The sequence below is a fragment of the Phaeobacter sp. A36a-5a genome, assembly GCF_037911135.1.
In the GTDB taxonomy this organism is placed as follows: domain Bacteria; phylum Pseudomonadota; class Alphaproteobacteria; order Rhodobacterales; family Rhodobacteraceae; genus Phaeobacter; species Phaeobacter bryozoorum.
The window spans coordinates 1,525,266-1,538,108 of the sequence record NZ_JBBLYU010000001.1; the positions used below are offsets into that span (position 1 = coordinate 1,525,266).

Below are 12,843 nucleotides of genomic sequence, written 5' to 3' on the forward strand. Positions count from 1 at the left end.
GCGTGAAATTTCTGTCGCAAATTTCACATTGGTCGCAAATGGAACAGAATCGCCCCCCTTCTGTGCAACGATGTCCAGAGTGAAGCGGAGTGTCGACATGACAGGCATCCAGATGGAACCACAGTCAGGCGAGCGATGGATCATCAGCCTGATCGGCCGCACGATCGGGGCGGCTCGCGGACGTGCGGCACGGGGGCGGCCACAGCGGATCTGAACCCATCAGATCCGACCCCAAAACCTGAGAGACCCCAATGACAGATCAATCGAACTCCCCTCGTGCGGCCCGTAGCGGCGGACGCGCTGCCCGTCGTGCCGCCCGTGCCGCGCCGCTTGCCGATCACCTGCGCCCGGTCCGCCCCGGACTGGAAGGCGGGCAGTACCGCCCCCTCAGCGATGCCGGCGTCGAACGCATTCATCAGGCGGCCCTGGACGCGCTGGAACAGATCGGGCTGGCAGATGCACCACCAACCGGTGTGGCCTATCTGACTGCCGCAGGATGTATCCAGGGCGAGGACGGCCGCATCCGGTTTCCGCGCGCTCTGGTGGAAGATACAATTCGCAACGCCAATCGCAGCGTGACCCTCTATGGTCGCGACCCGAAGAACGACCTGCATCTCTCTGGCAACAAAGTACATTATGGCACTGCGGGTGCGGCGGTCCATCTGGTCGAGATCGACGGGCGAAACTACCGCGAATGCACCGTTCAGGATCTGCACGATGCCGCCCGTATCTGCGACAGGATGGACAATATCCACTTCCTGCAACGGCCCATGGTGGCGCGCGATATCACCGATAACCTCGAGATGGATCTGAACACCATCTACGCCTGCTGCTCCGGCACGACCAAACATGTGGGGACGTCGTTCTCGGATCCCGCCTTTGTTGCGCCGGCGATGGAGATGCTGCACATGATCGCGGGCGGAGAGGCGGCCTGGCGCGAACGGCCTTTTGTCTCCAATTCCAACTGCTTTGTTGTGCCGCCAATGAAATTCGCCACCGAAAGCTGTCAGGCGATGGAGGCCGTGATCCTTGCAGGTATGCCGGTTCTGCTGCTGTCTGCCGGACAGGCCGGCGCCACCGCGCCTGCGCCGATTGCCGGCGCCATTGTTCAGGCGGTTGCCGAATGCCTCGCCGGGCTGGTTTACGTCAACGCGGTAAAGCCCGGCGCGCCCGCGATCTTTGGAACCTGGCCCTTTGTCTCCGACCTGCGCACCGGCGCGATGTCCGGCGGCTCCGGCGAACAGGCACTGCTATCGGCGGGCTGTGCACAGATGCACGCCTTCTACGGGCTGCCCGGTGGCGCAGCAGCGGGTATTGCCGATGCCAAGATGCCGGACATGCAGGCCGGCTGGGAGCAGATGTGCTCCAACGTTCTGGCCGGATTGTCAGGACTGAACATGGTTTACGAGGCCGCCGGAATGCACGCCTCACTGCTCGGATTCTGTCTGGAGTCGCTGATCCTCGGGGATGATCTGATCGGGCAGGCCCTGCGCTGCGTCCGCGGCATCGAGGTTGACGAAGATTCGGTCAGCCTGGAGACAATCCGCGCCACCTGTATCGGCGGGCCTGGGCATTATCTGGGGTCGGACCAGACATTGGGACGTATGCAGACCGACTATATCTACCCGGCTCTGGCTGATCGCACATCGCCAAAGGAATGGGTGGAGATCGACAAACCCGATCTCGTGGCCAAGGCCATTGCGCGCAAGCTTCAGATCCTCGCGGAGCCATCGCAGGCACAGTTCGATCCGGTTCTGGACAAGGCGATACGTGAGCAGTTCAACATTCACCTGCCCCGCTAAGCCATTGAGATAGTTGACGGGCAAAGACCGATTTGCCCGTCACCCCATGCCTTGGATTACAGCGCCTTCAGACGCTGCCGCAGATACTCAAGCCAGCCGCGCAGCGTGGTGCTGCGGGTAAATTTCCAGGCGACGTAGCGCAGTTCCTTCTGTCGCAGCGCCTTGCTGACAGAGGCACTGACCTGCCCGTCGTGCATGCGATTGGCAATGATGGTCCCCTGCACAATGACCGGGTCGCCGTAGGTGTCCCACAACCGTTTATACAGGTCGACATCCATCAGCCAGATCAGCTGTTCGTCAAACTCCAGCGCCGAAGCGCGGCGCATTGCGAGCACCGAGGGGCTTGAGACGGTATTCTTGCCAAAATGCAAACGCGCGCTCAGACGGGGCACCATCGGGCGCAGGATGCTGCTGCCATCCCGCGTCACACCAGAGCCGCAAAGACACCAGTCAGCGCCCTGCCCCATTGCATCATGAATATGGGACAATCCATTGGGATCTATAATCAAGTCATCCTGAAACAACACTTTGATCACCTCACCCGTGGCATGGGTCATAGCGTTGTTCACATTGGCGGAGGCCTGCCGCAGACCCTCGCGGTTCCACAGATGCGTGATCGACAGACGATCCTCGTAGGATCGACAAACATCCTCTACCGCGGTGTCATCGGATTGATCGGAGACGACGATATCAAAGTCAGTAAAACTCTGATTGCAAAGGTGCTCAAAGGAGTCCTGAAGGTAGCGCGCACCGTCGCCGCCCATTGCGTAGGCCGGAATGCAGAGGGTGATGGCGGGCATGTCAGGCTCCTTGGCCGAGGATTTTGCCCTGCCTAGCAAAGCCAGATCACAAGTCCAAGCCGCGGCAGCGCCTAGACGCCCAGATAGCGGTCTTTCAAGTCGGGCGTCAGCGCGGCCATGCCGCCGGTCCAGACCGTCACCCCCTTGTTCAGGATCACCGCGCGATCCGCCACGGCCGCCAGTTCGCGCAGGGTCTTGTCCACTACCAGGATTGCAAGGCCGCTATCGCGTTTCAGTCGGGCAATGGCGGCCCAGATCTCCTGACGGACCACCGGGGCCAGACCTTCGGTTGCCTCATCCAGTATCAATAGTCTTGGGTTGATCATCAGCGCGCGTCCGATGGCCAGCATCTGCTGCTCTCCGCCCGACAGGGAGGAAGCCGTCTGATCGCGACGCTCCGCCAAACGGGGGAAAAGATCCGCAACCATGGAAAAATCCCATGGGCCCGGACGCGCCGCGGCGGTCAGGTTCTCCTCCACTGTCAGCGGTGCAAAGCATCGCCGCCCCTCCGGCACCAGACCAACGCCGAGCCTTGCAATTTTGTGCGACGGCAGTTTGCGCAGGTTCTGTCCGGCGAAGGACAGCGTCCCGTCGCTTGCGGGCAACATTCCACAGATGGTCTTGATCGTGGTTGATTTGCCCATCCCATTGCGCCCCATCAGCGCGACAACCTCACCTTCGCCGATCTCCAGATCGACCCCAAACAAGGCCTGAGACGGACCATAAGAGGCCGTGACGTTCTTAAGCGATAACAGCGTCATACCGCCTCCTCCTCACCCAGATATGCGCGGCGGACTTCGGGGTGGTTGCGGATCTCATCGGTGGTGCCGGTTGCGATCACCTCTCCGTAGACCAGGACGCTGATCCGATCAGCAAGCGCAAAAACCGCATCCATATCGTGTTCCACCAACAGGATTGGCGCCTCCTGTCGCAGCTGGTCGAGAAACCCGGTAAGCGCCTGTGATCCGCCAGCGCCAAGCCCGGCCATGGGTTCATCCATCAAAAACAGCTTAGGCGCCATGGTGAGCGCAACGGCCACCTCCAGCTGGCGGCGCTGCCCATGAGAGAGATCTGCCGTGCGCCGCGCTGCCTCATTGCTCAGTCCGACACGGTCCAATGCGTGCTCTGCCTGTGCCACCAGCGCCTTGTCCTTCATGACATTGCCCAGGAACCGGAACACGCCGCCCCGCGCGCCCAATGCGCCAAGCACCGCGTTTTGCAGCACCGTAAACTCCATCGCGAGGGCCGAAATCTGAAAGGTCCGGCCCAGTCCCATCCGCGCCCGCGCCACGCGATCCAGTTCGTCAACCGGCTGGCCTAGCAGGGAGATTGATCCGCTATCCGGTCGAAGTTCACCGGATATCTGTTTGATAAGTGTGGATTTCCCTGCTCCATTTGGACCGATCAGCGCATGAATTTCCCCCGCCCGAAGATCAAGCGATATGTTCTTGCTCGCCTGCAATGCGCCGAAGGATTTGCTGAGATTGCTGACCTTCAGAACCTGCTCTGACCTCTGCACCTCAGTCATGGACGACCTCCCGTCCGCTGATTGCGCCGATCACGCCGCCGCGGGCATATAGCACGATGATGAGCAACAGACCGCCAAGGTAGATCTGCCAATAATCGCTGATCCCGCCGAGGAAGTGTTCAAGCAGGATGAACAGCGCCGCGCCGATGACCGGACCAAACAGGCGGCCAACCCCGCCGATGATGACAAAGATCATGATCTCGCCGCTGGTGTGCCAGCTGAGCATGGTCGGGCTGACAAAGCGGTTCAGATCCGCAAATAGCGCCCCCGCCAGACCGGTGATCGCGCCAGAGATGACAAAAGCCGTCAGCCGCAGTTTGTAGGGCGTAATCCCGACCGTCTCCACCCGCGCCTCGCATTGCCGCGCAGCTGCCAGCGCCAGACCAAAAGGCGCCCGCGCCAGACGCGACGCAAACCACAGCGCAGCACATAAGATCACATAGCAGACCAGAAAGAACTGCAAGGGAACCAATGTGTTGAGGCCGGGGAATTCATTGCGCACCCAGATCGACAGACCATCCTCGCCACCATAGGCGGTCCAGCTGATGGCGAAGTAATACAGCATCTGACCAAAGGCCAAGGTGATCATAATGAAATAGACACCCGATGTGCGCAGGCTAAGCGCACCAATGACCAATGCAGCAAAGGCACTGACAAGAACCGCGACCAGCCAAATGACCGGCATCTGGTTGGTGCCTTCTATCAGCATCGGCCACTGTGCCAGCGGCTCGTAGTTCTGCGCATGGGCGGCAAGGATCCCCATCGCATAGCCGCCAATTCCAAAGAACGCCGCGTGGCCCAGGCTGACCAGCCCGCCGATGCCAAGTGCGATGTTCAACCCGACGCCTGCCAGCGCCAGGATTGCCACCTTGGTGGCGAGTGTGATCACAAAGGGGTCGCCGGCGAAATGCGCCCAGAGCGGAATTCCCAACAGCAGCAGGATCACCGCCGCGTTCAACAGTTTTTCGTGCGCCATCAATGCTGTCCCCCATATAGACCGGATGGGCGCACCAACAGGATTGCGGCCATCAGGATGTAGATCAGCATCGACGCAAGCGATGCTCCGATGGATGTCGCGCTTGCAGGTTCCATGAACAGGCCAAAGAACTGCGGCAGGAACACCCCGCCAAGTGTATCCGTCAGCCCGACGAGAAGCGCGCCGACCAGCGCCCCCTTGATCGAGCCGATGCCGCCAATGACAATCACCACAAAGGCCAGGATCAGCACGGGCTCTCCCATGCCGACCTGGACCGACTGGATGGCCCCGACCAATGCGCCGGCGAGGCCCGCAAGCGCCGCCCCAAGCGCGAAGACCAGCGTGTAGAGCTTTGAAATATCTACACCAAGTGCGGCGATCATCTCGCGATCATTCTCACCTGCACGGATCTGAATGCCGATGCGCGTGCGCGCGATCAGCCAGAACAGACCAGCCGCCACCACCAGCCCGATCAGAATGATCGTCAGCCGGTAGAGTGGATATTGAATACCGCCCGGCAGGGTGACGGGCCCCGACAGGTAGCTTGGCACATCGAGGAACAGTGGAAAGGAGCCAAAGACCCAGCGTGTGCCTTCGGAAAATATGAGGATCAGCGCAAAGGTCGCCAGCACCTGATCCAGATGATCCCGATCATAAAGCTTGCGGATCACCAGAAGTTCGACCAGCGCGCCGGCGGCTGCGGCGGCAGCAAGACTGGCCACCAGCGCAAGCACAAAGGAACCGGTCCAGCCCGCGACAATGGCAGCGGCAAAGGCGCCAACCATATAAAGCGCACCATGCGCCAGATTGATCAGCCCCATGACGCCGAAGACCAGCGTCAGGCCAGCCGCCATGAGGAAGAGCATCACCCCGAACTGCAATCCGTTCAGGATCTGCTCCAATATTAGAATGAGGGACATGTGACAGTTCCACCAAGGCAGAGGCAGCGCGCCTCCGCAACAACTGGGTTTGTGATATGCGGGCCGGTGTCATCCACTGGCCCGCATCACTCAGATGGTTTTACATCTTGCAGTCTGCCGCATAGGCGTCGGCGTGATTTTTCAGACCTGTTGCGATGATCTTGTTGGTGTAGACATCGCCTTCCTGAATGACTTCACGAACATAAATGTTCTGGATCGGGTGATGGTTGTCGCCGAATTTGAAATCTCCCCGGACGGAGTCGAACTCTGCCGCCTTCAGCGCGGCGCGGAAGGCGGCTTTGTCATCGACACTTGCCTTGTCCAGCGCGCTCAGGATGAGGTTGGCAGTGTCATAGCCCTGGCTTGCATAGAGCGACGGCAGACGCTCGTATTTCTGCTGAAAGGCCGCAACAAAGGCCGTGTTGGCCGGGTTGTCGAGATCCTTGTTCCACTGCGAGGTGTTCTTGATCCCAAGCGCGGCGCCGCCGACTGCCTGCAGGATCCCCTGATCAAAGCTGAAGGCCGGACCTACAACGGGCAGATCGACACCGCTGTCGGCGTATTGCTTGAGGAATGAAATCCCCATGCCACCGGGCAGGAAGAAATAGACGCTGTCGGCACCGGATGCGCGGATCTGGGCGATCTCTGCGGCATAGTCGGTCTGGCCAAGCTTGGTGTAGGTCTCGCCCGCCAATTCGCCTTTATACATGCGCTTGTAGCCGGTCAGCGCGTCCTGACCTGCGGGGTAATTCGGGGCGAGGATGTAGCTGTTTTTCAGGCCCGCGTCATTTGCATAGGCACCTGCTGCCTCGTGCAGGTTGTCATTCTGCCAGGCGACGTTGAAATAATTCTCATGGCAGCGCTTGCCCGCCAACGCGGAGGGGCCTGCATTGGGCGACAGGTAGAACACGCCCTGAGCCGTCGCCGCGGGCACCACTGCCATTGCGAGGTTGGACCAGATGATCCCGGTCATGATGTCAACCTTTTCGGACTGGATCATGCGGTCGGCGATCTGTACGGCGCTTTCTGGCTTGCGCTGATCATCCTCGATGACCACCTCGATGTCATCGCGGCCGGCCTGTTCCATTGCCAGCATGAAGCCGTCGCGCACGTCGACACCCAGTCCTGCACCACCGCCGGATAGCGTTGTGATCATGCCAATCTTTGTCTCGGCGCCGGCGGCCAAGGCCAGCGTCGAAACCGCTGCGGCAAGCGCCATGGTCTTAAGTGTCGTCATTGGTCCATCTCCCTGATCTATCTGAGCAATGAAGGTCACTTCTGTGGTGACTCTTCGCTGCTTACTCTTTCCGATTGGACCGCGCGGCGCCAGCATTTTGCGGGGATGTGTGGAATTGTCACGATGACAGCGGTCAGCATATGGCTGCCGTCCAGATCCCCGCACACCCATCGGGCTGCGCTACGTCCATCGGCCGTTGCACCGGCCGCTTTGGCAAGCCTAGGCCGAAGTGGATATTTATTTCAAGATTAAAATATCTAACCTTAAAACTTACCGGAGCTGACGCGCCTCCTGACGTGACACGTCCATGCAAGCGAGGTATTCGTTCCGCCCTTGGGGAGAAGGCCTGTGGTCAGCGCAGGCGCCCCGCCCCCGCATTGCCATGAAAACAGGCTGTTGAACCGCCCGATAAGAACGGCTGAATACAACCCTGTCAGGCAATTCACTCAACCGGCCTTGCGTCTCCGCCCGTTCGGTAAGGCATTATATTCAGCGGTGGAATCCATTGCACCTAGATCCGCAAGCAGAGCAGCCACCATGACGATTGACGCCGGGTATTCAGAAGATGTGGAGCCATCATTAGCAGCGACATTGCGGGATTAACGCCCCTTGCGGTGCAAGTGTCAGCCGGAGCTGAGCTGACGCAGTTGCTTTGGCGCGGGTTCTGGGGCAGTGCAGCTGTTGCGCTGCCGTTCCAACCCGTCTGTATAGCGCTTCACCAGTTCGATCTGGAAGCGAATCTCATGGACACGATCCGCAAGCTGCCGGCTGAGCGAGCCGATTGCGGTTTCGGCATCGACCAGACCCGCCTCGGTCGCCGAAAGGACGTTCAGCAATGGCAGCGCAAGATCGGTGAGCACCTGTGCGCTCACCTCACGCGTCAGATCTTCAAGCCCGGCACCAAAGCCCACGTCGGGGCGGAACGCATAGCCAATACCGCCAAGGCTGATCCGGAACCTGATAATAATGGACTGGCTGCCGTCATCGTCGACCGTTGTCAGGATATGCGCCCCGGCAAGGACGAGCCCCGGAACTTCAAGTATCAGCGAGGGCAGCGAAATAACCTGTGTCTCGCCCGCCAGCATCTTAACGCAGTCGCTCAACCCCTCGGCGATGGAGGCGCAAAACACCTCCTCCAGCGCCAGTGATTTGACGAAGGATGTGCGATTGCGGAATGTCGGGCTGACCACCTCGCAAGAGCGGACAAAGGGCAGCTGCCCCTTCTGAGCCATAAGGTTCACGATGAACCTGCGCTGATCCTCTCCAGCATCCATATTGTCAGTCATGGCAACAACGTTCATTACACCCAACCTGTATAACTGGAGATGTCTTTAATATGTAGTTAGGAGTAGTTTACAAACCGTTTAAGCAGCGTAGTTTGGAGTAACATTCCGCGTCAAGCTTTATACAACCCCTAATTGCATTATATTCCCATGCTTGCTTGATCTTCCGTTACGGCAGGCGCTCGTTCTGTGAAACCCAGCTCCGATCAGGATTTGCCATGGACCTGACATCGATCTAGAGGATAAGAGGTTTACATATGGTAGACGATAGGCACGCATATGACAACGCAAACGAAGAATGACCTGACAATCATCGGAATCGGGTCGTCCGCTGGTGGACTGGAAGCCATCCGAGAGCTCGTCGCGACTCTCCCGGTGGATGCGCCTGCCGCCTATGTTGTTGTGCAACACATGTCACCCCACCACAAAAGCCTGATGACCGAGCTGGTGGCGCGGCAGACCCAGCTGAAAGTTGGCACCATCGAAAACGGCACCGTGCCGGAAGCGAATGTCGTGTATATCACGCCGCCCAAAAGCGATGTCATCTTCTCCGAAGGCCGTCTGCATCTCTTGCAGGATCCGAATGCCGAACCCGGCACCCCGCGCCCGTCGGTCGACCGCTTTCTGGTCAGCCTGGCGGAGCAGAACGGCGACAACTCTATGGCGATCATCCTGTCCGGCACCGGCAGCGATGGGGCCTATGGTGTGCAGGCCATCCGCGAGGCTGGCGGCATCACCATTGCACAGGACGCCGAAAGCGCGAAATACGACGGCATGCCGGTAGCAGCGGTGCAGACCGGCTGCGTTGATCTGGTGCTGCGGCCGCAGGATATTGGCACCAACCTACAGAAGATCCTTTCCTCACCGCGTGACTTTTCCTCGTTTCGCCACGAAAACAGTCTGAGGGATTCACCGGTTTCGGATCTGTTGCAGATCCTTCTCGCGCGCACCCGCGTCGATTTCCGCGACTACAAGCAGACAACAATCAGCCGTCGTATCGAGCGGCGGATGATCGCCCTGGGGATCGAAACCCAGGAGGAATACACGCAGTTCTGCCGCAACAACCCCCATGCGGTGGATGCGCTGTTCAAGGATCTCCTGATCTCCGTCACCCGGTTCTTTCGTGATCGCGAGGAATTCGAGCTTCTGAAGACTCTGCTGCCGCAGTTGATCAAGGATCGCGGCCCCGGCCCCCTGCGGATCTGGGTTGCGGGTTGCGCCACCGGCGAGGAAGCCTATTCCATCGCCATGGTCGTGTCAGAGGCGCTCGGCAATCCGACCAACCAGCTGAAGTCACGGGTCCAGATCTTTGCCACGGATATCGACAAGGACGCGCTGAAGACGGCCCGTAAGGGAGTCTATAGCCTCGCCGCACTCAACGATATCCCCTCGGAACTGGCTGACAAATACCTTATCCGGCAGACCGATGGTGTCCGGGTGGTCGACAATCTGCGCAATGCGGTTCTGTTTTCGGACCACAACGTCTGCCAGGACCCGCCATTTCAGAAGGTGGACCTGATCTGCTGTCGGAACCTACTGATCTATTTTGGCAATCCGCTTCAGCAAAAGGTCATGTCGCGCTTCCACTACGCTATGTCACCGCATGGTCTGCTGTTCCTCGGCACCGCAGAAAGCGTCGCCGGATCGGATGAGCTGTTTGTGCAGGACCGCTCAGCCAGTCATGTCTATCGCAAACGCTCCCTGCGTGCCCATCAGTCGCAGCAGCCCTATAACATGCCGTCGATCCCGATGATGGTGCAGCGTCCAACCATCAAGCCGCCATCGCAGCAGGCGCCATCAACCGATCGCCAGCTGTTCGAGGCGCTGGCGCAGTCGCTGGGCAAGAATTCCCTGCTGGTGACCGAAGATTTCTCCATCGCGCGTGTCTATGGCTCGGTCAGCCAGTTCATTGAGGTGAATGAGACCAGTTCGCTGCGGATGCACCTTGATCTGTTGCGCAGCCCGCTGCGCGAAGAAGCCCGCAGCCTGATCACCATCGCGTTGAAGAACGGCACCCATAAGGGCGGTGTCCGCCACCTTCTTGCCGAGACTGACGATGAGGAAATCCGGCTCGACGTCTACCCGATCGTGGCCAAGGAGATCAGCGAACGTGCAGCGCTGGTGGTGTTCACCCCGGTGACGGTAGACCGGTCCAAGATCGATCAGGCTCCGTTCGTCGGCGAGGAAGGTGACGCGACATTTGAGCGGATCCGCAATCTGGAGAATGAGGTTGCAACCACCCGCGAAGCACTGCAGCAGACCATCGAGGAGCTTGAAACCTCGAATGAGGAGCTGCAATCGCTGAACGAAGAACTGCAATCCACCAATGAAGAGTTGCAGGCCACCAACGAAGAGTTGGAAACCTCCAACGAGGAGCTCCAGTCCACCAACGAGGAGCTGATCACCGTCAACGAGGAATTGCAGGTGACGGCGTCCGAGCTGAGCGGACGCACCGGCGAGCTGATTTCTGTGCTCGAAAGCACGCCCTTGGCGATCGTTGTGGCCGACAGTGCGCTTCAGATCACTCAGGCGACTTTGGCGGCGACCCGGATGTTCAACATCCGGCGGCCCATCTCCAGCCCGCACATCAGCCAATGCGCCCTGCCGGAAGGATTCCCGATCCTGGCGCCGATCTGTAGCGAGGCGCTGCGCCTTGGCCAGACCGTCACCGAGGAGTTCACTTCGCGCGGCACCCGTATCCGGCTGACCTGCTCGCCCTACTTCGATGTCAACGGGCAGATCCTTGGCGTCACCATGGTGGTGTCGGAATTCCCCGGCATGGCGCATGAGATGGAGATGATCCTCGACAATTCGAAACTGCTGCTGCTGAACCGGACCCGCAGCGGTGAAATCCTGCGCATCAGTGAGGCCTATGCTGAGCTGCTGGGCCTCAGCCGTGACAAGGCGTTGTCGAAAAACCTGTTCTCACTCATCAAAGACAATGACGCGGGCAAGGAGATGTTCGAGCAGGACGACGCGGTCCTGGACAAGGCCGAAGGCTTTGACAGTGAATTGCGCCAGGTGACACTGGCCGATGGCGGCGAAGAGCGCTGGATCAACATGGACCGGCATCGCTTCCCGCACCATATCACCGGAGAGCCGACGGTTTTCACCATCGGCACCGATGTCACCGAAACCGTCGAGGCCCGCCAGCGCGCCGAGGCGCTGCTGACACAGGCCGAACTGGTACAGGAGATGGTCGGGATCGGTTTCTGGTCCATCGATTCCGGTTCTCAGGCCCCTTATTGGTCACCGAAAGTCTATGAGATCCACGGTGTGACGCCAGAGAACTATGTGCCGGATATCGACAGCGCGATTGCCTTCTTCCATCCCGATGATCGCGAGGACGTCAAACGCAATGTCGCCGAAGCCATCGAAAGCGGTGAAGGCTTCTGCTTTGTCAAACGCCTGATCCGCAAGGACGGCGTCGAGATCCGCGTCGAAAGCAAAAGCATGGCGATCCGCGATGGCAACGGGGACGTCACCAAACTGGTCGGCATCTTTCGCGAGGTCGATGCCGACGTCAGCTGACGGCAGTTCATGACACGCCCGCAGAGCCAATCACCGGCTCTTGGCGTCGTGGCCACACCATCTGCGACGAAAAGATCAAAACCCCGGAGCGCATCTTGCGGTCCGGGCTTTGTGTTATCCAAATCAACACCGGCTTTTCGTGAAGGATGCTGCGTATTCCTCAGCGGCGGTTGTGGGCCCGTTTGACCGTTTCTGCGCTCCGTCCCAAAGCCCGTTATCCGGCAGAACCCTGTCGTTCATCAGGCAGCCGGTGTAAAGTCCATCGTCCAGTTGGTTTCCCATGTGGTTCCATCGTCGGTTGAAAACGCCTGCTCCCATCGCGGCACCGGCCCTTTTTTCCAAAGAAATCGGACTATTATAGGCTGCCCATTCAACACGTCATTCGCGCGAAATTCGCCGATATCTCCTGTGAATGCACCTTTTACCGGTGTATCAAGCATGTGGGGCGATCTACCGTCGAGCCACCAGATTGCCCACACCCCTGAACCAGGATCGAAGCTTCGCAACGCAATCGCGCGATAAGGCTGCCCAGGAAACCCGACAAAGTTGTCTTCAATATTTCCATTGCCTGCAAGAATTGGCTGCGTTTGCGACAGGCCATCGAAAACCTCCCAATCATCGCAGCCGGTTAGCCGCTCCTTCAAGCGTCTGTGCTTTACAGTCCAAGACCCGAACATGAAGTCAAAATCATTCTCAACAGCGGTTGTCGCCGTGGGGTCGCGATCAGTGTGCATGGTGTCTCCCTTATCTTTCGTGACAAGAGTGC

Annotated in this window: 10 protein-coding genes; 2 read left to right on the top strand and 8 right to left on the bottom strand. The window is 59.2% G+C overall.

What is annotated here, in order from left to right:
- Nucleotides 1-251: 251 nt before the first annotated feature.
- Nucleotides 252-1,802 carry a trimethylamine methyltransferase family protein gene (locus tag WLQ66_RS07150; protein WP_340545655.1) on the top strand — a complete coding sequence of 517 codons (1,551 nt, stop codon included), beginning with the start codon at nucleotides 252-254 and terminating at the stop codon, nucleotides 1,800-1,802.
- 56 nt (nucleotides 1,803-1,858) lie between these two features.
- Here the strand turns inward: WLQ66_RS07150 and WLQ66_RS07155 are convergent, their stop codons facing one another.
- The 7 genes from WLQ66_RS07155 to WLQ66_RS07185 all read right to left on the bottom strand — a co-directional run bounded on the left by WLQ66_RS07155 (nucleotide 1,859) and on the right by WLQ66_RS07185 (nucleotide 8,564).
- Nucleotides 1,859-2,602 carry a glycosyltransferase family 2 protein gene (locus WLQ66_RS07155; protein ID WP_340545656.1) on the bottom strand — a complete coding sequence of 248 codons (744 nt, stop codon included), beginning with the start codon at nucleotides 2,600-2,602 and terminating at the stop codon, nucleotides 1,859-1,861.
- Between the two features lie 71 nt (nucleotides 2,603-2,673).
- Nucleotides 2,674-3,363, bottom strand: coding sequence for an ABC transporter ATP-binding protein (locus tag WLQ66_RS07160; protein WP_340545657.1), 690 nt, complete (start codon nucleotides 3,361-3,363; stop codon nucleotides 2,674-2,676).
- Nucleotides 3,360-4,130 carry an ABC transporter ATP-binding protein gene (locus tag WLQ66_RS07165; RefSeq protein ID WP_340545658.1) on the bottom strand — a complete coding sequence of 257 codons (771 nt, stop codon included), beginning with the start codon at nucleotides 4,128-4,130 and terminating at the stop codon, nucleotides 3,360-3,362. Before WLQ66_RS07165 ends, WLQ66_RS07160 begins: the two co-directional genes overlap by 4 nt.
- Complete coding sequence (locus WLQ66_RS07170) at nucleotides 4,123-5,106, bottom strand: branched-chain amino acid ABC transporter permease (RefSeq protein ID WP_340545659.1); 984 nt, start codon at nucleotides 5,104-5,106, stop codon at nucleotides 4,123-4,125. Before WLQ66_RS07170 ends, WLQ66_RS07165 begins: the two co-directional genes overlap by 8 nt.
- On the bottom strand, nucleotides 5,106-6,026 hold the full coding sequence (locus tag WLQ66_RS07175) for a branched-chain amino acid ABC transporter permease (protein WP_340545660.1): 921 nt from the start codon (nucleotides 6,024-6,026) through the stop codon (nucleotides 5,106-5,108). The genes WLQ66_RS07170 and WLQ66_RS07175 overlap by 1 nt, the downstream gene beginning before the upstream one ends.
- Nucleotides 6,027-6,126: 100 nt before the next feature.
- Complete coding sequence (locus WLQ66_RS07180; protein WP_340545661.1) at nucleotides 6,127-7,263, bottom strand: ABC transporter substrate-binding protein; 1,137 nt, start codon at nucleotides 7,261-7,263, stop codon at nucleotides 6,127-6,129.
- A gap of 623 nt (nucleotides 7,264-7,886) precedes the next feature.
- On the bottom strand, nucleotides 7,887-8,564 hold the full coding sequence (locus WLQ66_RS07185; RefSeq protein WP_340545662.1) for a hypothetical protein: 678 nt from the start codon (nucleotides 8,562-8,564) through the stop codon (nucleotides 7,887-7,889).
- 261 nt (nucleotides 8,565-8,825) lie between these two features.
- Between WLQ66_RS07185 and WLQ66_RS07190 the strand changes: the two genes are divergently transcribed.
- On the top strand, nucleotides 8,826-12,077 hold the full coding sequence (locus WLQ66_RS07190) for a chemotaxis protein CheB (protein WP_340545663.1): 3,252 nt from the start codon (nucleotides 8,826-8,828) through the stop codon (nucleotides 12,075-12,077).
- 239 nt (nucleotides 12,078-12,316) lie between these two features.
- Here the strand turns inward: WLQ66_RS07190 and WLQ66_RS07195 are convergent, their stop codons facing one another.
- Nucleotides 12,317-12,811 (bottom strand): DUF1579 domain-containing protein, encoded by a 495-nt coding sequence (locus tag WLQ66_RS07195; protein WP_340545664.1) that lies wholly within the window; start codon nucleotides 12,809-12,811, stop codon nucleotides 12,317-12,319.
- Nucleotides 12,812-12,843: the final 32 nt, after the last annotated feature.